Source organism: Candidatus Poriferisodalis sp., from assembly GCF_965219595.1.
In the GTDB taxonomy this organism is placed as follows: domain Bacteria; phylum Actinomycetota; class Acidimicrobiia; order Acidimicrobiales; family Poriferisodalaceae; genus Poriferisodalis.
This window is the reverse complement of sequence record NZ_OZ244781.1, coordinates 1,305,161-1,325,617: the sequence shown is the minus strand read 5'-3', so window position 1 is coordinate 1,325,617 and position 20,457 is coordinate 1,305,161. Positions and strand designations below refer to the sequence as shown.

21 protein-coding genes are annotated in these 20,457 nt (G+C 67.7%); 2 read left to right on the top strand and 19 right to left on the bottom strand.

Going from position 1 to position 20,457, the window contains the following annotated elements:
* Nucleotide 1: 1 nt before the first annotated feature.
* The 19 genes from nuoL to ACOQPE_RS05770 all read right to left on the bottom strand — a co-directional run bounded on the left by nuoL (nt 2) and on the right by ACOQPE_RS05770 (nt 18,050).
* On the bottom strand, nt 2–1,900 hold the full coding sequence (gene nuoL, locus ACOQPE_RS05860) for an NADH-quinone oxidoreductase subunit L (protein WP_420610926.1): 1,899 nt from the start codon (nt 1,898–1,900) through the stop codon (nt 2–4).
* Between the two features lie 18 nt (nt 1,901–1,918).
* Entirely contained in the window at nt 1,919–2,233 is a 315-nt protein-coding gene (gene nuoK, locus ACOQPE_RS05855) for an NADH-quinone oxidoreductase subunit NuoK (protein WP_419854833.1), read from the bottom strand.
* Complete coding sequence (locus ACOQPE_RS05850) at nt 2,230–2,838, bottom strand: NADH-quinone oxidoreductase subunit J (protein ID WP_420610925.1); 609 nt, start codon at nt 2,836–2,838, stop codon at nt 2,230–2,232. The genes nuoK and ACOQPE_RS05850 overlap by 4 nt, the downstream gene beginning before the upstream one ends.
* The gene (gene nuoI / locus ACOQPE_RS05845; RefSeq protein WP_420610924.1) at nt 2,838–3,521 is read right to left on the bottom strand and encodes an NADH-quinone oxidoreductase subunit NuoI; all 684 of its coding nucleotides are present in this window, start codon (nt 3,519–3,521) and stop codon (nt 2,838–2,840) included. Before nuoI ends, ACOQPE_RS05850 begins: the two co-directional genes overlap by 1 nt.
* Nucleotides 3,521–4,834: an NADH-quinone oxidoreductase subunit NuoH gene (gene nuoH, locus ACOQPE_RS05840; protein ID WP_420610923.1), complete on the bottom strand. Its 1,314-nt coding sequence runs from the start codon at nt 4,832–4,834 to the stop codon at nt 3,521–3,523. The genes nuoI and nuoH overlap by 1 nt, the downstream gene beginning before the upstream one ends.
* Nucleotides 4,831–7,320: an NADH-quinone oxidoreductase subunit NuoG gene (gene nuoG, locus ACOQPE_RS05835; protein WP_420610922.1), complete on the bottom strand. Its 2,490-nt coding sequence runs from the start codon at nt 7,318–7,320 to the stop codon at nt 4,831–4,833. Before nuoG ends, nuoH begins: the two co-directional genes overlap by 4 nt.
* Nucleotides 7,313–8,749, bottom strand: coding sequence for an NADH-quinone oxidoreductase subunit NuoF (gene nuoF, locus ACOQPE_RS05830; RefSeq protein ID WP_420610921.1), 1,437 nt, complete (start codon nt 8,747–8,749; stop codon nt 7,313–7,315). Before nuoF ends, nuoG begins: the two co-directional genes overlap by 8 nt.
* 58 nt (nt 8,750–8,807) lie before the next feature.
* Nucleotides 8,808–9,437 carry an NADH-quinone oxidoreductase subunit NuoE gene (nuoE, locus tag ACOQPE_RS05825; protein ID WP_420610920.1) on the bottom strand — a complete coding sequence of 210 codons (630 nt, stop codon included), beginning with the start codon at nt 9,435–9,437 and terminating at the stop codon, nt 8,808–8,810.
* A gap of 127 nt (nt 9,438–9,564) precedes the next feature.
* Complete coding sequence (locus ACOQPE_RS05820) at nt 9,565–10,854, bottom strand: NADH-quinone oxidoreductase subunit D (RefSeq protein WP_420610919.1); 1,290 nt, start codon at nt 10,852–10,854, stop codon at nt 9,565–9,567.
* Nucleotides 10,851–11,381, bottom strand: a complete 531-nt coding sequence (locus ACOQPE_RS05815; protein ID WP_419854841.1) for an NADH-quinone oxidoreductase subunit C — start codon at nt 11,379–11,381, stop codon at nt 10,851–10,853. The genes ACOQPE_RS05820 and ACOQPE_RS05815 overlap by 4 nt, the downstream gene beginning before the upstream one ends.
* Entirely contained in the window at nt 11,381–11,989 is a 609-nt protein-coding gene (locus ACOQPE_RS05810) for an NADH-quinone oxidoreductase subunit B (RefSeq protein ID WP_420610918.1), read from the bottom strand. The genes ACOQPE_RS05815 and ACOQPE_RS05810 overlap by 1 nt, the downstream gene beginning before the upstream one ends.
* Complete coding sequence (locus ACOQPE_RS05805) at nt 11,989–12,531, bottom strand: NADH-quinone oxidoreductase subunit A (RefSeq protein WP_420610917.1); 543 nt, start codon at nt 12,529–12,531, stop codon at nt 11,989–11,991. Before ACOQPE_RS05805 ends, ACOQPE_RS05810 begins: the two co-directional genes overlap by 1 nt.
* 69 nt (nt 12,532–12,600) lie before the next feature.
* Nucleotides 12,601–13,497, bottom strand: a complete 897-nt coding sequence (locus ACOQPE_RS05800; RefSeq protein ID WP_420610916.1) for a hypothetical protein — start codon at nt 13,495–13,497, stop codon at nt 12,601–12,603.
* On the bottom strand, nt 13,494–14,633 hold the full coding sequence (locus ACOQPE_RS05795) for a c-type cytochrome (RefSeq protein ID WP_420610915.1): 1,140 nt from the start codon (nt 14,631–14,633) through the stop codon (nt 13,494–13,496). The genes ACOQPE_RS05800 and ACOQPE_RS05795 overlap by 4 nt, the downstream gene beginning before the upstream one ends.
* A complete protein-coding gene (locus tag ACOQPE_RS05790; protein ID WP_420610914.1) occupies nt 14,626–15,516 on the bottom strand; it encodes a ubiquinol-cytochrome c reductase iron-sulfur subunit in 891 nt (296 codons plus the stop codon). Before ACOQPE_RS05790 ends, ACOQPE_RS05795 begins: the two co-directional genes overlap by 8 nt.
* 12 nt (nt 15,517–15,528) lie before the next feature.
* A complete protein-coding gene (locus tag ACOQPE_RS05785; RefSeq protein ID WP_420610913.1) occupies nt 15,529–16,296 on the bottom strand; it encodes a menaquinol-cytochrome c reductase cytochrome b subunit in 768 nt (255 codons plus the stop codon).
* Nucleotides 16,297–16,323: 27 nt separating this feature from the next.
* A complete protein-coding gene (gene extP / locus ACOQPE_RS05780; RefSeq protein WP_416246634.1) occupies nt 16,324–17,040 on the bottom strand; it encodes a selenite/tellurite reduction operon b-type cytochrome ExtP in 717 nt (238 codons plus the stop codon).
* A gap of 147 nt (nt 17,041–17,187) precedes the next feature.
* Nucleotides 17,188–17,604 carry a 4Fe-4S dicluster domain-containing protein gene (locus ACOQPE_RS05775; protein WP_323671405.1) on the bottom strand — a complete coding sequence of 139 codons (417 nt, stop codon included), beginning with the start codon at nt 17,602–17,604 and terminating at the stop codon, nt 17,188–17,190.
* An 11-nt stretch (nt 17,605–17,615) separates the two neighbouring features.
* The gene (locus tag ACOQPE_RS05770; RefSeq protein ID WP_323671406.1) at nt 17,616–18,050 is read right to left on the bottom strand and encodes a hypothetical protein; all 435 of its coding nucleotides are present in this window, start codon (nt 18,048–18,050) and stop codon (nt 17,616–17,618) included.
* A 343-nt stretch (nt 18,051–18,393) separates the two neighbouring features.
* Here ACOQPE_RS05770 and ACOQPE_RS05765 point away from each other — a divergent pair, with 343 nt between their 5' ends.
* Both ACOQPE_RS05765 and ACOQPE_RS05760 read left to right on the top strand, forming a co-directional pair.
* Nucleotides 18,394–19,173: a c-type cytochrome gene (locus tag ACOQPE_RS05765; RefSeq protein WP_420610912.1), complete on the top strand. Its 780-nt coding sequence runs from the start codon at nt 18,394–18,396 to the stop codon at nt 19,171–19,173.
* 9 nt (nt 19,174–19,182) lie between these two features.
* Nucleotides 19,183–20,448, top strand: a complete 1,266-nt coding sequence (locus ACOQPE_RS05760; RefSeq protein WP_420610911.1) for a geranylgeranyl reductase family protein — start codon at nt 19,183–19,185, stop codon at nt 20,446–20,448.
* Nucleotides 20,449–20,457 lie beyond the last annotated feature (9 nt).

Sequence of the window (20,457 nt, the reverse complement as noted above, 5' to 3'; positions counted from 1 at the left end):
GCTAGGAGACACCCCGCAGCGCGAGCCAGACGACGAGGACGACCGCACCGACAGCCACGCCCGATGCGTAGTGCCGCAGATAGCCCGACTGGAGGGGCCGCACGGCTTCGCCGAGCATCCGGACGAGCTTCGCCACGCCGTTGACAGCGCCGTCGACGAAGCGTCTGTCAGCGGCGGCGGCGGCCTCGAATGCCTTGGTGCCGGGGCCGCCCACAAAGTTGGAGATCGTGGAGTCGACGTAGAAGGCGTTTTCCAGCAGCGCCGGTTCGAGCTTGTCGGTCGAGATACGCGAACGCAACCACGCCAAGGCAGCCACCGTGATGCCGACCACTGCTGCGAGCACTGCCCCGAATGCAAGCAACAGCTTCTGCCAGGTAGGCGTCGTGAAGTGATGCGCGTGCGCCAAGGTGGGCTCCAGGAAATGCTCGAGCACCAGCCAGTCGCCCACCAGCGGCAGGTTCATGACTCCGCCGATGGCTGCTGCTCCGGCCAGCAACACCAGCGGCAGGGTCATCGTGGTAGGCGACTCGTGCGGGTGCGCGCTGTCGTCCCACCGCTGGCCGCCGAAGAACACCAGGAAGGTCTGACGGCTCATGTAGTAGGCGGTGAGCAGGGCGGTGACCAATCCCACAGCCCACAGCAGCCAGTGCTGTTCCCGTGCGGCCAGCAGGATCTCGTCCTTCGACCAGAAACCCGACAGCGGCGGCACGCCGGCAATCGCCAGCCACCCCACGATGAACGTGACCGCGGTGACGGGCATGACCGCTCGCAGCGCGCCCATACGGCGCATGTCCTGCTCGTCACCGAGACCGTGGATGACCGAGCCGGCGCCGAGGAACAGCAGGCCCTTGAAGAACGCGTGGGTGATCACATGGAAGATTGCCGCCACGTATGCGCCCGAGCCGATCGCGAGGAACATGTAGCCGAGCTGGCTGACCGTGGAGTACGCGAGCACCTTCTTGATGTCGTGCTGTGCCACCGCGGCGAGCGCCGCGAAGAGCGCCGTCGCAGCACCGACGATGGCAATGACCAGCAGCGCCCCCTCTGACGCGTCCAGCACCGGGTTGAGCCGCACCAGCAGGTACACGCCGGCCGTCACCATCGTGGCGGCGTGCACCATGGCCGAGACCGGAGTGGGGCCCTCCATGGCGTCGGGCAGCCACACGTACAGCGGCAGCTGGGCTGATTTGCCCGCGGCGGCGAGCAGCAGCAAGAGCGAGACAGCGGTGGCGGTGCCAGTAGCCAGCGCCGGTGCCCCTGCTGCCAGCCCGGCGTAGGACACCGTGCCGAGCGAGGTCCACAGCAGGAACGTGGCGATCATGAAGCCGAAGTCGCCGATGCGGTTGGTGACGAACGCCTTCTTGCCGGCGGTGGCCGCGGTGGGCCTCTCGTGCCAGAAAGAGATCAGCAGGTACGAGCAAGTGCCGACGCCCTCCCAGCCCAGGAAGGTGACCACGAGGTTGTTGCCCAGCACCAGCATGAGCATCGAGAACAGGAACAGGTTGAGGTACAGGAAGAACTTGGAGTACTTCGGGTCGCCGTGCATGTAGCCGACCGAGTACAGGTGGATGAGCGTGCCGACACCGGTCACGAACAGCGCCATCGTCATGGACAGCGGATCAACCAGCAGGGCAGCGTCGACCTCGAGGCCGCCGATCGGCATCCACTCGAACAGCGTCGAGACGAACCAGCGCCCGCCGTGCCCGCCTGCGCCGCCGGTGGTTGCCGAGTCGAGCCCTAGCAATCCGCCGAACGTGACGAGTGTGAGCAGGAATGATCCGGCACTGGCGGCAGTCGCCAGCCAGCCAGCCCGGGGCTCGCCCAGGCGCGGTCCGGCCAGCAGCAGCACCGCGAACCCGGCGAGGGGCAGCGCGGGGATGAGCCAAACCAGTTCGACCACTGCCTCAGTCCCCCGGCCTCAGCCCTTCAGGGCCGACAGGTCATCCGCTGTCGCCCGGGGCGAAGCGCGCAGCACCGCCACCACCAATCCGAGACCTACCACCACCTCGGCCGCCGCAACGACCAGCACAAACAGCACCACCGTGTGCCCGTGCACATCGCCGAACCGGTCAGCGAAGGCAATGAAGCTGAGATTGACGCCGTTGAGCATCAGCTCGACGCACATGAGCATGATCAACGGGTTGCGCCGCACGAGCAGGCCCGTGCCGCCGATGAGGAACAGCATCGCCCCCAGCGTCAGGTACCAGCCGGTAGTCACCTCGAGGCCGCTCATTGGCGTGCCTCCAGCGACGCCGGGCTGCTCTCGGCAGGCGGTGATTCGCCATACCCGCTGCGCCGGGCCAGGATCACCGTGCCGATGACCGCCACGATGAGCAGCAGCGATGTCAGCTCGAACGCATACACATAGTCGGAGAACAGTGACCGGGCGATCGCGCTGACGTCGGTTGCATAGTTCGTGGCGACTGCATCGGCTTCGGCTCCGACGATTCCTGCCTGCTCAAGCTCGTACGAACGAGCGCCCTTGAAGATCCGGTCGACCGCGGCGACCAGCCAGACCAGCACGGCGGCACCGCCGAGGCCGAATGCGGCCGCGGTCCACCGCTGGGCCGGCAGAGCGCCCAGCGACAGCTCGGCGGCTCGATCCACGCCCAGCAGCATGATGACGAACAGGAACAGCACCACGATGGCGCCGGCGTACACGATGACCTGCACGGCGGCAATGAAGTGGGCCTGCAGCGCGACGAACAGCACCGCAATGCCAAACAGCGTCATCACCAGCATGAGCGCCGCGTGCACCGGATTGCGCGACAGCACCACGCCGACCGCGCCGACGAGACATGCGGCACCGGCCACCGCGAACACCACCACTTCGACCATCAGTGATGATCTCCTGCCGCAGACGCGTGGCCGTGCTCGTCGAGGTCGGCCGGCTCGTCGCCGGCTGCGGGCGGTTCGTTTTCCCCGCCGTCGTAGTCGGCGTGCTGGCCATGCTCGGGCGCTCGCACGCCGTAGCCCAGCTCGCCGCTCCAGCCGACACGGCCCTCGTAGTCGGGCTGGCCCGACGGCGAGGTGGCCCGCATCCAGCCGGAGGTGTGCTCGTCGTCGCCGTCGTGCCACAGCTCCCATGGCTGCCGCCGGGGCCGGCCGTCGTCGTCGGTGAGCAATTCGTCCTTCGTGTAGATGGCGTCGCGGCGGGTGGGGAAGCTGAACTCGAAGACCTTCGTCTCAGTGATGGCCTCGGTCGGGCAGGCTTCCACGCACAGGTCGCAGTGGATGCAGCGCAGGTAGTTGATCTCGTAGACGTAGCCGAAGCGCTCCCCCGGCGACACCGGGTCGTCGGGCGGGTTGTCGGCCCCGCGTACGTAGATGCACCGGGCCGGGCAAACGCCCGCACACAGCTCGCACCCGATGCATTTCTCCATGCCGTCGGGGTAACGGTTGAGCACGTGGCGCCCGTGGAAGCGGGGCGGCTTCGGCCGCTTCTCCTGGGGGTACTCGGTGGTGACCCGCTCGCCGAACAGCTTGCCGAACGTGACCTTGAAGCCGTCGAGGTAGCCCATCAGCCGTCCTCTCCCGGGCCGGCTGCATCTGGCGACGCACCTGCCGGCATCAAGTCATCAGGATCGTGATCGCCAAGACCCTCGGTGTCCGTGTTGCGTTTGGCTGCGCGCAGTGCCGCCGCCAGCAACGTCCAACCCAGCGCAAGCCCGGCGGCGCTCAGCCCCAGCGTTACCACCAGCCGTTGTGCCAGATTCCAGTCTTCCTGATCGAACACCAGCTCCCGCAGGCCCAGGAACATCAGCCAGAACAGCATCACCGGGATGAGCACCTTCCACCCCAGCGACATCAGCTGGTCGTAGCGCAGACGGGGCAGCGTGGCGCGGAACCACACGAACACAAACAGGAACGCCAGCACCTTGGCGAGGAACCACACGGTGGGCCACAGCCATGTCAGGCCGAAGAAGATGGGTCCCGCCGGTCCGCCGAAGAACAGCGTCACCATGATCGCCGACATCGTGATCACGTTCATGAACTCGGCCAGGAAGAACAGGGCGAAGCGGATCGACGAGTACTCGGTGTGGAAACCGCCGACCAGCTCCTGCTCGGCTTCGACGAGATCGAACGGCGGTCGATTCAGCTCGGCGGTTGCGGAGATGAGGAAGACAACGAACGGCACGATGCCGGTAGTGAGCAGGAACCAGTCGTCGGGGCTGCCACCCCACCAGGTGCCGCCAACCTGCTGCGACACGATGCTCTGGGTCGAGAGCGATCCCGCAGCGATCACCACCGCCACGACCGACATGCCCAGCGCGGCTTCATACGAGATGGCCTGCGCCGAGGCCCGCACCGAGCCGATGAGCGGGTACTTCGAGCCCGACGACCAGCCCGCCAGCATCACGCCGTAGACAGCGACTGAGGACATCGCGAGCAGCAGCAGGATGCCCACCGGCGGATCGGCCACCTGCAGGATGGTCTCCTTGCCGAAGAGCGTGACCGTGCCGCCGCGTCCAGCGGCTCCCGGAGACGCAGGGTCGGTGAAGACGCCGCCGATCGGCACGATGGCGAAGGCGACGAACGCGGTGACCGCTGAGATGTACGGCGCCAGCCGGAACACGAGGGGGTCGGCATTGGCAGGGCGGAGGTCTTCCTTGAAGAAGAACTTGATGCCGTCGGCGAGCGCCTGCAGCAGGCCCCACGGCCCGGCCACGTTGGGGCCGATGCGGTGCTGCATGTCCGAGATCAGCTTGCGTTCGAACCAGATCATGAACATGGTGGCGACCAGCAGGGCAGCGAAGGCCACGAGCACCTTGATGCCCACGATGCCGATGTCGCCCCAGTCGACACCGTCCGCGAACAGCGGGTCGCCAGTCATCGCGACACCTCGCCGGCGCGGGTCTCGATCCGCACGTCGGTGACTGGTGCCGTCACGTCGATCAATGCCCCCACGTCGATGTGGGCCGATGGGAACAGCACGACGACGTTGCCGCGGGCGATGCCGGCGTCGGCCACGATCGGCAGCCGCAGCGCACCGCGGTCGGAGTGCACTTCGACTTCAGTACCCGATTCGACGCCGACTCGCTCCAGGTCGACCGGGTGCACTCGCATCACCGTGTCGGCCGCCAGCGACGCCAGCGCAGGCGTCTGGCTGACCGTCACGCCGCCGTCATACAGCTTGCGGCTGCAGACCAGGCGGAGGCCGTAGGCGTCTCGCGCCGGAGCAACGTGTTCGGGCGGGAACTCGGGCTCGAAGGCCGCTCCCAGCGTCACCACGCCGTCAGCGGCGAGGTCAGGGCCGACCGCCGAGGCGTGCGTGGCGCACACGGCCGCTATCTCGGCAGTGATCTCGCCGACCGACAGGAAGCCGAGGTCACCGCCGCACAGCACGGCCAGCTCGGCCGCGATCATCCAGTCGGGGCGGGCTGAGCCGGGTGCGGTCACCAACTCGCCGACGGCCGAGACGCGTCCCTCCAGATTGGTCGTGGTGCCCGACTTCTCCCCGAACACAGCGGCCGGCAGCACGATGTCGGCCTCCGCCGCCGACTGGCCCACGAACGAGTCCACCGCTACGACCGTGCCTGCGCCCGACACGCCGAGGCGCGCCAGCATGCTGTCGGGGAAGTCCGTCAGGGGATCGGCGCCGAGCAGGAAGAGCACGTCGATCTCTCCGGCGGCGGCTGCCGCGAGGATTCCGGTGGCGTCGTGCCCACGTTCGCCCGGCAGCTCGCCCCACGCCGCGGCGAGCTCCTGCGGCGGGCTGGCGCTCAATGCCCGCCCCGGGAGCATCCCCGGCGCCAAGCCCATGTCGAGCGCGCCGCGGACGTTGCCTCGACGCGCGGCGACGAGGAAGCGGGCGTGGGGGATGCGGGCGCTGATCACCGCGGCCACCTCGGCCGTCGCTTCGGCGGATTCCGACACCGACGAGCGGCCGAGCACCACGACGACCGATCCAGATGCCAGCTCGCCGGCCAGCGAGTCATCGCCGTCGAGCAGGTTCCGCAGCACAGATGCTGCCTCGCCGCCGCGACACTGCTCGCTGCGAACTGCGTTGCGCGTGAGACTGGTCGTGGTCGGGGCGATCTCGACCAGACGAGTCGTACCCGCTCGCGCTGCGCCGCGCAGACGCAGGTGCAGAACCGGCAGCTCCTCGCGGAGGTCTCCGCACACCAGCAGGGTGGTGTCGGCGCTGCACGCCTCATCGATCGTCGCTGCCGGCAGGCCCACTGCCAGCTCTGCAGGCAAGCCGTCGCCGAGCTGCGCATCTACATGGTCGGTCCGCAGCACCGTGCGGGCCAGCTTCGACCAAGCGTAAGCGTCCTCGTTGGTGCCGCGGGCACCGCCGAGCACGGCAATCGCGCCGGGTCGGGCCGCCTTCACCGCAGCGGCCACGGCACCGAGGGCACTCGCCCAGTCGGTCGGCTGGAAGCGGCGCAGCGGCTCGGCGTCCGCGATGTCGGAGGTGGTGCCCGACGGCGCGCGAGCCTGCAGCGGCGCCGTCACCCGGTCCGGGCTCGACACCGAGCCGAAGGCGAAACGACCCTTGTCGCACAGCCAGCCGTGGTTGACCGGGTCGATGTCGACGCCGAGGTAACGCACCAGTTCATTGCGCGACGACTGCACCGCGATGCGGCAGCCCACGGCACATGTCGTGCAGGTGGACTCGGTCTCGACGAGATCCCACGGCCGCGCCCTGAAGCGGTACGGCGACGCAGTGAGCGCACCGACGGGGCAGATCTGCACCGTGTTACCCGAGAAGTACGACGAGAAGGGTTCGCCGGGGAACGTGAGCACCTGTGTTTCGTTTCCCCGCTCCGTGAAGTCGATGAGGGGGTCGCCGGCGACCTCGTCTGCGAAGCGGGTGCAGCGGTCGCACAGGATGCAGCGCTCACGGTCGAGGTGGACCAAGTCGGAGATGGGGATCGGCTTGGGGAAGTGCCGCTTTTCCTCCACGAACCTGGACTCGCCCGGGCCGTAGGCCATGGTCTGGTCCTGCAATGGGCACTCGCCGCCCTTGTCGCAGACCGGGCAGTCGAGCGGGTGGTTGATGAGCAGCAGCTCCAACACGCCTTCTTGCGCCCGCCGCGTCCGCTCGCTGGTGGTGTCCACCACCATCTCCGGCGAGACGGGGACCATGCAGGAAGGCTGCAACTGCGGCCCCCGCCCGGTGTCGATCTCGACGAGGCACATGCGGCACATGCCCACCGGGCTCATCCGCTCGTGGTAGCAGAACCGCGGGATGTGCACCCCGGCACGATCCGCTGCCGCGATGACCAGTTCGCCCGGCTGCGCATCCACGGCGACGCCGTTGATCGTCACCTCCACGGTGCTCGGCGCGGCTTCGGCAGCTGTGGCGTCAGACACGGATGGCCACCTCCGAGACTGAATTCGGTGCAGGGCCATCAGACGGCCCGGTGTCGAGGTGCGCGTTCGGCGCAACCCGGGCCTCGAACTCCTCGGGGAACAGTGTCATGGCCGAGTGCACCGGGGCGAACGCGGACGGTCCCACAAAGCAGATGGTGGTCATCTGGTACGGGAACGGCTTCGGCTCGAGGCCCCGTTCGGGTACCGCGGCGTGGGGAAAGTCGCCGGGGCAGATCGAGGCGCCGACTTCGAACAGCACGTCGAGGTCGCGTGGCGTGCCGGTGCCGTCGCACACCCGCCGCAGCACCCGCTCCAGCCAGGTCGCCCCTTCCCGGCACGGCACACATTTGCCGCACGACTCGTGGGCATAGAACTTCGTCAGCGTGAGCGCAGCGGCCGGAATGTCGGTGGTGTCGTCCATCACCATCACTGCGCCGGAACCCAGCATCGACCCCTGCGGCCCCACCTCGGATGCCTCAAACGGCAGGTCGAGCTGTGTCGGCGTGAACCACGGCGCTGAGCCGCCGCCCGGAACGAAGGCCTTGAGCTCGCGGCCCCGATGCATGCCGCCGCAGTAGTCGTCGCCGTAGATCAGGTCTCGGAATGTCGTGGTGCCGTTGGTGATCTCGTACACGCCGGGGCGCTGCACGTGCCCGCTCACCGCCACCATGCGTGTTCCGGGCGACGTCGGCGTGCCGATGGCGGTGAACGCCTCGGCCCCGTGTCGCAGGATCCACGGCAGGTTCGCCAGCGTCTCCACGTTGTTGACGATGGTCGGCTGGCCGTACAGCCCGATGGCGGCCGGGAAGTAGGGAGGCTTGAGCCGCGGCATGCCCCGGTTGCCCTCCAAGCTCTCGATCAGCGCTGTCTCCTCGCCTACCACATAGGCGCCGGCGCCCCAGTGCAGCACGATGTCGACCGAGAAGTCGGTGCCGCAGATGTTGCGGCCTACCCAGCCGGCCTCGTAGGCCTCGTTGAGGGCCTGTGCCACCCGCTCCTGCGCGACGGCCATCTCGCCGCGGATGTACAGGAAGCACTGCGACAGCCCGACCGCGTAGCAAGCGATGAGGCACCCCTCGATGAGCTGGTGCGGGTCGAGCTCCATCAGCAGGCGGTCCTTGTAGGTGCCGGGCTCGGACTCATCGCCGTTCACCACGAGGTAGCGAGGCCACACACCGGGCGGGCAGAAGCCCCACTTCACCCCGGCAGGAAAGCCGGCGCCGCCGCGCCCGAGCAGGGTCGCGCTGCGCACTTCGCCGTGGACGTCATCGGGCGTGCGCTCCAGGGCGGCACGCAGGCCCTCATAGCCGCCGGTGGCCAGGTAGCGCCCGAGCGTGTAGCTGTCGGGATGGTCGAATCGCTCGGTGACGATGCGGGGCGCATCGTTGGCTACGAAGCCAGGCGCGTGAGGAATCGTGTACGACGCCATCAGCTGAGCCTTCCGCCGTCGAACGCGGACCGCACGCCAACGCGGCGGCTGGGGGCCCTCACGCTGAACCTGCCCCATTGCTGGCGGGTGCTGCCATCCAGACCGGCGGTTCGTTGACCGCTTCGGGAGGCACGGCGCCGACTGCTCGGCCGGCCGGAATGTGCTGGCGCACGCGGGCCGTGACCCCGTGCGGCGGGATCTCGTCGTCGAGGGCGCCCGCAGCGAGATCGTCGACGAGCTGGTCGAACCCGTCGGTATCGACCCGGTAGCGGTAGCGGTAGTTCACCTGCAGGCAGGGCGCCTCGGTGCAGGCGGCCTGGCACTCCGCTGATGCCAGCGTGAACAGACCGTCGGGGGTGGTGCCGCCGGCGCGCACGCCCAACCGCTCCTCGGCGTGTTCCATGAGCTCGGCGGCGCCGGCCAGCGCGCATGACATGGTGGCGCAGATGTTCACGAGGTACTTGCCCACGGGCTCCCGCTTGAACATCTCGTAGAACGAGCAGGTGCCGAGCACCTCGGCAGGCGTGGTGTCGACGAGCTCGGCGATTTCCACCATCGCCTCTTCGGTGACCCAGCCGGCCTGCGCCTGTGCGACATGCAGCAGCGGGATCATCGCCGACCGGCGCTTCGGGTAGCGGCCGATGATCTCACGCGCCAGCGTGCGGTTCTCCTCAGTAAAGAAACTCATTACCTGTCCACCTCCCCACCACCGTCGGGCGCGGAGCAGGCACCAACGCGGCGGTCGCGAACCCTCACCGGCTGCTCCCCGCCACCGTCGGGCGCGGAACAGGCACCAACGCGGCGGTCGCGAACCCTCACCGGTCGACCTCCCCCATGATCGGGTCGACCGAGGAGATGATGGCGATGGCGTCGGCCAGCAGGCCTCCGTACATCAGATGAGGCAGGCTTTGCAGGTTCACGAACGAGGGCGCGCGGATGTGCACCCGCTGTGGCTTGGGCCCGCCGTCGGAGACCAGGTAGCAGCCCAGTTCGCCACGGGGTGACTCGACGGCGACGTACGTCTCCCCGGGCGGCACCCGGAAGCCCTCGGTGAAGATCTTGAAATGGTGGATCAGCGCTTCCATCGACTCGTCGATGCGCGCGCGCGGTGGCGGCGTGACTTTGCGGTCCTCGGTGCGGTAGGGGCCCCTCGGCATCTTGTCGAGGCACTGCTCCACAATGCGCATCGACTCGCGGATCTCGTTCAGGCGGATGGAGTACCGATCGAACGTGTCGCCGTAGGCACCTACCACGACGTCGAAGTCGACCTCGTCGTAGGCCAGGTACGGCATGGTGCGGCGCAGATCCCACGCCTCGCCGGTGCTGCGCAGCAGCGGCCCCGTGGCCGACATGGCGATGGCCTCGTCGGCGGTGATGACACCGACGCCCTGGGTGCGGTCTCGCCAGATCGGCTGACCGGTCATCAAGGTGTCGAACTGCTCGAGCCGGTCGGGCAGCACCGTCAGAATGTGCTCCACGTCGTCCTGCCAGCCGTCGGGCAGGTCGGCTGCCACGCCGCCGGGGCGGATGTAGTTGTGATTCATCCGCAAGCCGGTGACGCTCTCGAAGAACCGCAGGATCTCCTCGCGTTCCTTCCACCCGTAGAGCATCATCCCGACTGCGCCGAGATCCATGCCGTTGGTCGCGAGAAACAGCAGGTGGGAGCTCATCCGGTTCAGCTCGCACATCAGCATGCGGATCCAGGTGGCTCGCGGCGGGATCTCGGTTCCCAGCAGATCCTCGACCGCGAGGCAGAACACCAGCTCGGTGAACAGCGGCGAGGCGTAGTCCATGCGGGTGACGTTCGTCGGCCCCTGCAGGAACGTGAGGTCTTCGGCGGTCTTCTCCATCCCGGTGTGCAGGTAGCCGATGATCGGCTTGGACCGCAGCACTGTCTCGCCCTGGAGCTCCATCGCTATGCGCAGCACGCCATGGGTGGATGGGTGCTGCGGGCCCATGTTGATGAGCATCGGCCCGTCGCCAGGTTCTGTTGTGATTGCCGCCGCGTCGTCGTCAACAGCGGCTGCATCCAGCGCAGCCTCTTCGGAGATGCGCAGCACGGCATCCGTCGGCCGGCGGATGGCGGCGGCCGTTGCAGTGCTCATCGGCCTTCCACCGCCTTGAACTGCACCGGGATGGCACCGATGGCGTAGTCCTTGCGCAGTGGGTGACCATCCCAGTCCGGCGGCATGAGAATGCGGCTCGGATCGGGGTGATCGCTGAAGCTGATGCCGAACAGGTCGGCCGCCTCCCGCTCAGGTGCCTCGGCGCCCGGGTACAGGCCCACCGCGGAGGGCACCTGCGGATCGTCGGCCGGTACTTGGGTGCGGATGCGCAGCCGGCGCCGGCCACGGAGATCCAGCAGGTTCACCACCACTTCGAAGCGTTCCGGCTCGATGCCGGGTGCTACGGCGCGGCCGCGATTCGTGAGCCCGTCCACCGCACACACGTCAACGCACAGCTCGAATCCGTCGGCAGCAGCCATGCCGAGCACATCGAGGTACTCGTCGCGGCTCGGATGCAGCACCTGCTGGCCACGCTCGTCGGTGCACGGCACGCCGAACATCGTGGGCTGCTCAGCGATCTCTGTCGCTGGCGCGGCGTCGTCGGCTGCTACGCCCTCGTCTGCCATCAGCGCGCCGCCGTGCCCGATTGCGGGACTGGGTCTGACTGCGGCACTCCATGTGCCGCCAGATCGACAGCAGCGCCGCCGGCCCGCTCGGCCCGGCGCTGGGTCAGCTCGCCGGTACGGATCTTCTCGTGCAGCGCCAGGATCGCATGCAGCAGCGTCTCGGGCCCCGGCGGGCAACCGGGTGCGTACATGTCGACCGGCACAACTTGGTCGACGCCCTGCACGATGGCGTAGTTGTTGAACATGCCGCCGCTGGACGCGCACACGCCCATCGACAGCACCCACTTGGGCTCCATCATCTGGTCGTAGATCTGGCGCAACACGGGCGCCATCTTCTGGCTGACGCGGCCCGCCACGATCATCAGATCGGCTTGACGAGGCGAGGCGCGGAACGTCTCCATGCCGAAGCGGGCCAGGTCGTAGTGGGCCGTGCCCGTCGCCATCATCTCGATGGCGCAGCAGGCGAGCCCGAACGTGGCCGGCATCAGGCTGCGCCGGCGTGCCCACTTCACCAGCTCCTCCACCGGTGCAGTGAAGACGTTGTGACCGAGCCCAGCGAGGCCGTCGTCGATGCCGAGCCGCGACTTGAGGTCGTCGATGCCCGCCATCAGCCTGCCGCCGTCCGGCTGCTGGGTTGCTGTGCGCCGCTCCACGCGGCGTCGTGCTGGCCTGCGCCACTCCATGTGGCGTCGGGGACGTGCTCGCGGCCGGTCAGCCCGACGGTGCGTACACCCTGAACGCCGCTGCGGCTGGCCGGCGGCAGCGGGAGGACGCGGCGCTTGCGCGGGCCCCACTCCAGCCCGCCCATTGCCAGCTCATAGACGAAGGACAGGAAGAAGATCACGACGAAGATCAGCATCGCCATGAATCCGAAGAGGCCGAGCTGGCTGTTCGCGACCGCCCACGGGTACAGGAAGACGATCTCGATGTCGAACATGATGAACAGCATCGCCACGAGGTAGAAGCGCACCGGGAATCGCTCGGGAATGGCGGCCTGGTCGACGATGCCGCACTCGTACGAGGCCAGCTTGGCATTCGTGCTGCGCTGGGGCGCCAGCAGCCGCGAGGCGATGATGCTCACCAGCACGAACAGCACTGCGAGCACGCCGAGAACCAACACCGGCAGGTATTCCGCCAAGCCATTGTTCATGCCCCGGACCCCTTCGGCGCGTCGGTGATCAGATGCCGGCCCCAGTCTGGCCCAAAACAGGCCAGCCGGTCACTGGCCCGCAGCTTCGCGCACCGCCCAGATCGCCTGGTCCCGTCGATGCAGGTGGTAGCAGCCCAAGCCGAACAGCAGGGCGGAGAAGATCGTGAGCAGGGCCGGGCGGAGCCGCACGCTGCCGTGGTCACGCACCAGCACCACCGAATACACCGGCTCGTTCTCGTCGATCTGGGGCTGAGGCACCACGATCTTGCCGTCGTCGCCGAACACGTTCGGATCGATCTCGACCCTCGGCTGGTACGGCTGGATCTGCACGACGGCGTAGTGCGGCCTGCCCCTGCTCGGCAGGAAGTACTGCGTGACGGCGTTGTCGGGAATGCTCAACGGCCGGTAGCGCTCGCCGCCCCGGATCAGCACCCGGTACGTCTTGTATTCGTCCGCGGCCGAGAACAGGCACGAATTCACCGCCAGCAGCCGACGCGGGTCGGCACCGTCGCAGACGACATGTCCGTCGGCCGCTGAGCGGGCGTCAGCCGCGAACGCCTGAGCTTCGACAATCTCGGGATCGGTGACCTCTTCGGCGTCGTCGTCTGATTTCTCCTTGACAACGATCTCGATCCAGCCGGGGGGCGGCTGATCGACCGGGACGCCCTCGAGCTGCTGCACTTCATCGACCAGCACCGTGGCGGGATTGGAGGTCACCTGCAGCACGTTCCATCCGGGTTGACTGCCGATCCACCCGATGCCGAACACCCACCACACGATGGACATCAGCAGCATCCAGCCCCACAGCCCGGTCCACGCAACCAGGAAGCCGAGACGGACCCCGAGGTTGGTGGCCAGCAGCAGGTACACCGATCCGCACAGCACGGCGATGCCGATGATGACGGCCAAGTACCCGGTGAGAACCGGATCCCAGCTGACGATGCCGAGAAGGTGCGAGGCGGTCATTCGTCGTCTCCCGCTTCGTGCAGCAGGTCGAAGCCGATCGCGGCCTGGCGCTGCGGATCAAGGTTGCGCTCGTAGGCGGCAATCGCGCGGATCTCACGCTCGCTGAGCACCCGTCCAAAGCCGGGCATGCCGTAGTTGCCGAGACGTGCGAACTGACCGTAGGCCACGTTGTCTGCGGCGCCATCGGAGATGAACGAGACGTGGTCTGCCATGTCCGGGAACAGCCTCCGGAGGCTCACGCTGTTGAGCGCCGGTCCGTAGCGTCCGGCGCCATCGGGACCGGGAAGCACCTCGATCGTTCCGCCGTTGTTGGGCAGCTGGGCACCGCCGCGGCCGGGCCAGCGCGGCGTGTGGCACCGGGCGCAGTGGAGATCGAACAAGACCTCGCCCTGGGTCACCGCCGGATTCGTCTCACGCTGAGCCGCGAACTCCGTCTCGTAGCGCGTCGCAGCCCGCGCCTGTGCTTCCTCGTCGGTGATCCTGTTGTCCCACAGCCATGCCACGAGGTCGTCGATCTGCTGATCGTTGTACGGACCGCCGCCCTCAAGGCCCCACGACGGCATCACGCCTCGGCCATACACCAGGATCTGCCGCACCTCGCTGACCTCGTCCAGCGTCTCGGCATCGGTGTCGAAACGCGTGAACACGTCGTCGAGAGACGGCGCCTCCCACGTCGTGTTGATGACGAAGGACTCCTTGTCGGAGAACTGGTGGCCGATGTCGAGCACTACCGGAGCGAAACGCGCGCCGCCGAGATCAGCACCGTGGCAGTCGAAGCACTCTGCTGCGGTTGCGACGGCCTCGCCGCGGCTCACGGCCGCTTCGGAGAACGACGTTTCCGCACCTGAACGGCGCCCGCCTTCGAGCATCCAGTAGACGGGCAGCACGAGCGCCATGATGAGCAGCATCAGCACGCCGAAGGCCTGCACCTTCTCCAGCCGGCGGCCCTCGAGTTCCTCGTCGTCGGGCAGGTTGCCGCGGTTGGGCGCCAGCTCGATCTCGCTGCCCGCCTCGGCCTTCGCCTGGCGAATGTTGACGAAGACGTAGATCGCCCAGCCGACCACGACAACCGCCAGCAGCACGATCGCGATCGAACGCTCCGTGCTGACGGCCAGCATGTGGCTGAGCTCAGGCACAGTGCGGCCCCTCAAGGCCTTGGCCCGTGCTGTCGGTGCCGATCGCCGGTCCCTGCGACACCTTGCCGGTGTCGACGAAGACGCTGCCGCCCTCGATGGTCACCGGGAAGCGGTCCATGCCACGAGGTGCCGGACCGGACTTCTTCTCGCCGACGCGGTTGTACTTCGAACCGTGGCACGGGCACTCGAACCACTGCGAGCTGCCGCACACCGGCACTTTGCAGCCCAAATGCGGGCAGACCTGCCATAGCGCGACATAACCCAGCCGCATGCCCTCGAGCACCGCACCGCCGTACACCGTCTCGGCGTTGGACAGCGTCGCGGAATCGGTGGGGTACGGCTGGATGTAGCTCTGCGCCTCAGAGAAGTACGAGAAGTTCTCGGCGGGAGTGGACGACGAGATCGCCTCGTCAACCGATGCGACCGTGCCGATCTTGATCTTCGAGCCGAATCCGCCGGTCGGGCGCGGCCAGAGGAAGGCGAGCATGGCGGCATTGAACGTGCCCAGGCCGGTCGCCATCAGCAACACCGAGGACCGGTTCAGGAACTGCCGACGGGTGACCCCCACCTCGTCGGACGGCGGCGGCGCCCAGTCCTGCGGCAGCTCGGGTTCCGCGGTAGCGACAGGCGACGGGCGGCGCTCGGCGGCCACCGAGCGTTCCAACTCTTGTGCTTGCGCGCTGACACCGAACGCACCGGTGTCGTCGCCAGCGGCATCGTCGTCGCCACCGGCGCTGGCCGCCACCTCGTCACGCCGGCGAGTCTCACGCGACAGGTACCCCAGGCCGGTGGCGTCCCGGCGTCGCAAGGAGACGAACGCGACCACGGCACCCAGCACGACGATGACCGGGATGGCAATCGCGAGAATCGTTCCGGTGGACATGCCGACGTGCTCCTACAGGTGGAAGATGCCGTGCAGACCGGTGTCCCACGGGTAGGTGAAGTTGAAGCCCTGCCCCCGGAAGAACGAGCCGATGATCACCAGCACTGCCCAGAACATGAGGTGGATCGTCTGGACCGAGATGGCGAACTTGCGGTCTTCGGGGCGCAGAGACGGGTTCTTGTCGACATAGGGGGCGAAGGCCAGCAGTATGAGCGCGACGCCGGGGATCGTCACGCCGGCGATCATCGGGTCGAACATCGTGAGCAGTTCCTGCAGGCCCAGGAAGTACCACGGCGCCTTGGACGGGTTGGGCGTCTCGTTGTGGTTGGCGAGCTCGAGCAGCGGTGCATTGATGAACAGCGAGAAGACCAGCGTGAAGGCCGTGATGAACAGTGCTGCGGTGAATTCGGCGGCCAGCAAGTGCGGCCAGACGTGGACCTTGTCGCCCGGGCTGGCCTTGACGTCCTGGATGGAACCCGACTTGACGACCGTCAGCAGCCGGTGAGTGTTGCCTGCAGGCCCTGCCATCAGCGGCGGCAGCGCGGTAGCCACCCCCCCGCCGGCAGCCGCGGGGCCGCCCGCCGGGGCCATGCCCGCGACCGCGGGCGCACCGCCGGGCTGCTGGCTGGCTTCCAGCAGTGAGCGAGGGATCGCGACACCGTCATCGTCGTCGGGCTGCGCGGCAGCCGGCGCCTCGCCCTCGCCGGCTGCGGGCGCGCCGGTTGCGCGGGCCCTGGCTTCGGCGCTCCGGCGCAGGAGGTGTTCGGGGATCTCAGTCATGCTGATGGCTCGGGACGTTCAGGCTTCCTACAGCGGCCCCGAAATGCCTCCGTCCTTTCTCACTCTCCAGAAGTGGATCGCCATGAAGATGACGATGACAAAGGGGAGCATCAAGACGTGCAGCACGTACCAGCGCAATAACGTCTCTGCTCCGATCTGTTGGCCGCCTAGTAGGACGAACCGGACTTGTTCGCCGAATACCGGCGTAAAGCCCATCATGTTCGTGCCCACCGTGACCGCCCACAGCGCGAGCTGGTCCCACGGCAGCAGGTAGCCGGTGAAGGCAAGCAGCAACGTGAGCTGCAGCAGCATGACGCCGACGACCCAATTGAATTCTCGCGGTGCCTTGTAGGCACCGTGATAGAAGACGCGGGCCATGTGCAGGAACACGGTGATCACCATGAGGTGCGCGGCCCATCGGTGCATGTTGCGCACGAGCAGGCCGAACGCCACCTGCGTGTGGAGGCTCTCGATGTCTGCCCACGCGGCCGTGTCGGTCGGCCGGTAGAAGAACATCAGGAAGATGCCCGTGATCGTCAGCAGGATGAACAGGAAGAAGCTCAGACCGCCCAGGCACAACGTGTAGCTCACCTTTACGGCGTGCCGCTTCACCTTCACCGGGTGAAGGTGGTACAGGACGCTGTTCATGATGACGTAGGACCGGTTCCGGGGGCTGTCGGTGTAGCCCTTGCGGAAGATCGACCCGGGCCGGAAGATCGACGTCCAGAACTGGCTGTCCTGCATCCAATCGGCCGCCTGCTGCTGCGCGTTCTGGAGACGCTGCGGCAGCTTCGGCTTGGTATCGGGGGACTCGAGCGTGTTCGCCATATCTCTTCGATCTAGGTGGACCGGGTCCTTCGCAGTCTCAGCAGTACGGGCATTCCCGCCGGCCTACAGGCGCATCCCGTAGGCGTAACCGTGGGTGTGGGTGCGGCCGTGGACGTCGCCCGACGGCGGAGGGTTGTTGCTGACCCGCCCCAGCGTGATCACGCCGGTCGGGCAGCGGTCGACGCACAGTGCGCAGCGGGTGCACACGTCGTCGTCGATGATGAAGATGGCGTTGTCGGTGGGATCCAGCCCCGGCAGGTCCACGCCGACGGCCTCGTCGACCGCCTCTGTGGACACGTACCAGATGCACTTCCACGGGCAGATGTCGACGCAGCCCTCGCACTGGATGCACTCGGACTGGTCGATGTTGATGAACTGCTTGGGCTTGACGGCTGCATCGAGGTACGAGGCGTCGACCTGCTGCAGCAGGTAGTCGTCCCGGAACTTGGGCATCGGCGGGTTCGCGTCGTTCGCAGCCATTCGTCTTGCCCTCAGTTGCCCTTGACCAGTGGACGGCCGTAGTCGGAGATCGGCTCGGCGGCGGGTTGGGCCTTGTCGCGCTTCTGCCACCACATCGCCAGCACCGGCAATCCGATGAACGCGATGAGGTGCTCGATGACGACCACGATGTCGCTGACCTTCTTGAGGTCGATGCGCGTCGGCGGGAACAGGATCGGCGACTCCATGAACTGGCCTTCGGTGACCAGGAAGCGCTCCACCGACCAGCCCCACTCGTTGTCGGTCAGGCGGATCCAGCGGTCGGGCACGATGCCGAAGACCAGCAGCATCAGCATGAAGACGTAGGCGGCCCCCAGCATGGCTTCGCCCCAAGTAGTGGGGCGATCGGTCGGCCGGCGCTTGCCGTACCACACGAGCAGGTAGACCATCAGCGCGGTGACGAGGATCGATGTGACGAGTGCAACCACTCGGTGTTCCTCCCGCGTTCTCCCGTCGGCGTGTCAGGACTGTTGCGACCGACCCAATCGATAGTGCATCGAGTGCGCCAGCCGCAGCGAGACCGGGGCAAAGATTACCGGCGCCCCGGCCATGGCGCGTGATGTTCTAGCACGACAGCCAGCACTCGCCACAATTCGGGCTGACCCATTCGGACGGCCTTATCGGATGGCCCAATCAGGTGTGGCAGTCTGCGCCATCGGCGTGGCTGCATGGCAGACTTGCGCCTCGGTGCGCTCGGGCGCGTATCGTGCCCTGCGAACTTGGCACTGCCGCTGTGCCAGAACCCCTGGGGGCGACCCCGCGGAGGATCCCGTGACCGAAGTTCCCGAGTACCTGCTGGAGCGCTCGCGACAGCGTCGCATCGCGCTGGGGGTCCTCGAAGACGACGGCAGCGGTGGCGGCGGTGATGCGGGCGCAGCGGCGCCCGCAGCCGGAGCAGCTGCGGCCGCTGGGCCGACCCAAGCCGAGATGATTGCTGCCGCGCGCGAGGCGGCACAGCTCGAGGTCGAACCTGAGGCTCCGCCCGATCCGTCATGGGTGATTGCGGCCCAGACACGGCATCGGATTCCGATCTGGGTGCTGCCCGTGCTGTTCTGCCTGCCGCTGTGGGCGTTCGTGTACGTGAAGCTGACCGAGCCGCCCCCCGAACCGATCACCGCCATCAACGAGGGCGCGGCCACCTACGCAGTGCGGTGCTCGAGCTGTCACGGCGGCGACGGTGCTGGTTCCGATGGGGGCTTGGTGGGGCGCCCGCTGTGGAACGGCGAAGTGCTGCTGACGTTCCCGAGCCTGGACGACTCGTTCATCGAATGGATCTCGGTGGGCTCCGAAGGTCTCGGGCTCGGGCAGGTCTACGGCGATCCCAACCGGCCAGGCGGGGCACACATCTCCGGCGGCAGCGACAATGCAGCGGCCATGCCCGCATTCGGCGATGTGCTCAACGACCATCAGCTCTATTCGGTCGCGCGCTATGTACGCGAGGTGATCGGCGGTGAAGCGATCAGCGACGAAGTGGCAGCCGAGCGCGATGCCGAGTGGGAGCATCTCGGCGGCGGCGCCCTGACCGGCGGCGGGGGTGGCGGCGGCCACTAGCGCCATGCCTTGAGTGAGACACTCGATTGCGATGTGCTCGTCGTCGGCGGCGGGCCAGCGGGTTGCGCTGCCGCGTACTGGCTCGCGCAGGCGGGACGAGATGTGCTGCTCATCGAGCGCTCCACCCATCCGCGCGAACGTGTTTGCGGCGACGCACTCACACCGGTTGCCGTGGGCGAGCTCATCGACATGGGCTGTGACCCCGGCGCTGCGCGCTGGCACCGGCATCGCGGGCTGCGGATCACCGCCCACGGGCAGAGCCTCGAGGTGTCGTGGCCCCAGGGCGAGCAATGGCCCGACTATGGCGTAGTAGTGCGCCGCTCGCGCCTCGACGCACTGACGTTCGCCCGAGCACAGTCGGCGGGGGCGCGCATGCTCATCGGCACGGAGGTCACAGCGCCGCTGATCACCGATGGTCACCTGCGTGGCTGCATCGCTCAAGGCGGCAGCGGAGCGTTGCACGAGGACGTGGTTGCGCGCGCCCGTTACATCGTGGTCGCCGACGGTCCGCGTTCGAACTTCGGCCGGGCGCTCGGCGCCGTGCGCACCCGGACCTATGCGCAGGGACTGGCGATGCGGGCCTACTACCCCACCCCGCGCCACGCCGAACCGTGGATCGAGTCGGTCTTTGCGTTGGCCGATCGCGCCGGGAGCCAACTGCCGGGCTATGGCTGGGTATTCCCAGTTGGAGATGGCACGGCCAATGTAGGAGTGGGCCTGCTCAGCCATCACTACGGGAACGAGGCCATATCCCTGGAGCACCTCTTTGAACAGTGGACCCAGCAGATCCCTGCGCATTGGGAGATCGATCCCGCCGGTCCTCGCAGCGAACCGGCAGGCGGCCGATTGCCGATGGGAGGATCGGTGCGCCCTCGCTCGGGACCGAATTGGGTGGTAGTCGGCGACGCAGCAGGCAGTGTCAATCCCTGGAACGGCGATGGCGTCGGCCCGGCACTGGCAACCGGCCGGCTTGCAGCCCAGGTCATCGGGCGGGCGCTCGACGCCGACGACGGACTCGAGCTGCGGCGCTACGAGGCTGTGCTCGCCGAGCGCTGGGAGCGATACCACCACCTCGGTCGGCTGACAACCCGCGCGCTGGGCCAGCCGGGGCTGATGAGGAAGCTGACACAGCTTGCGATCCGTTCCCCCCGCATGGGGAACCTGGCCATGCGCGTCTCGACAGATCTGCTGCAGAGCCGAGCCGGTCCGCGCGGCCCTCGCGGCATCTACCGGGCGGCGGCCGGGATGGCGCGGCTCTGGCGCGACCGCACCTGAGCGTCGGGT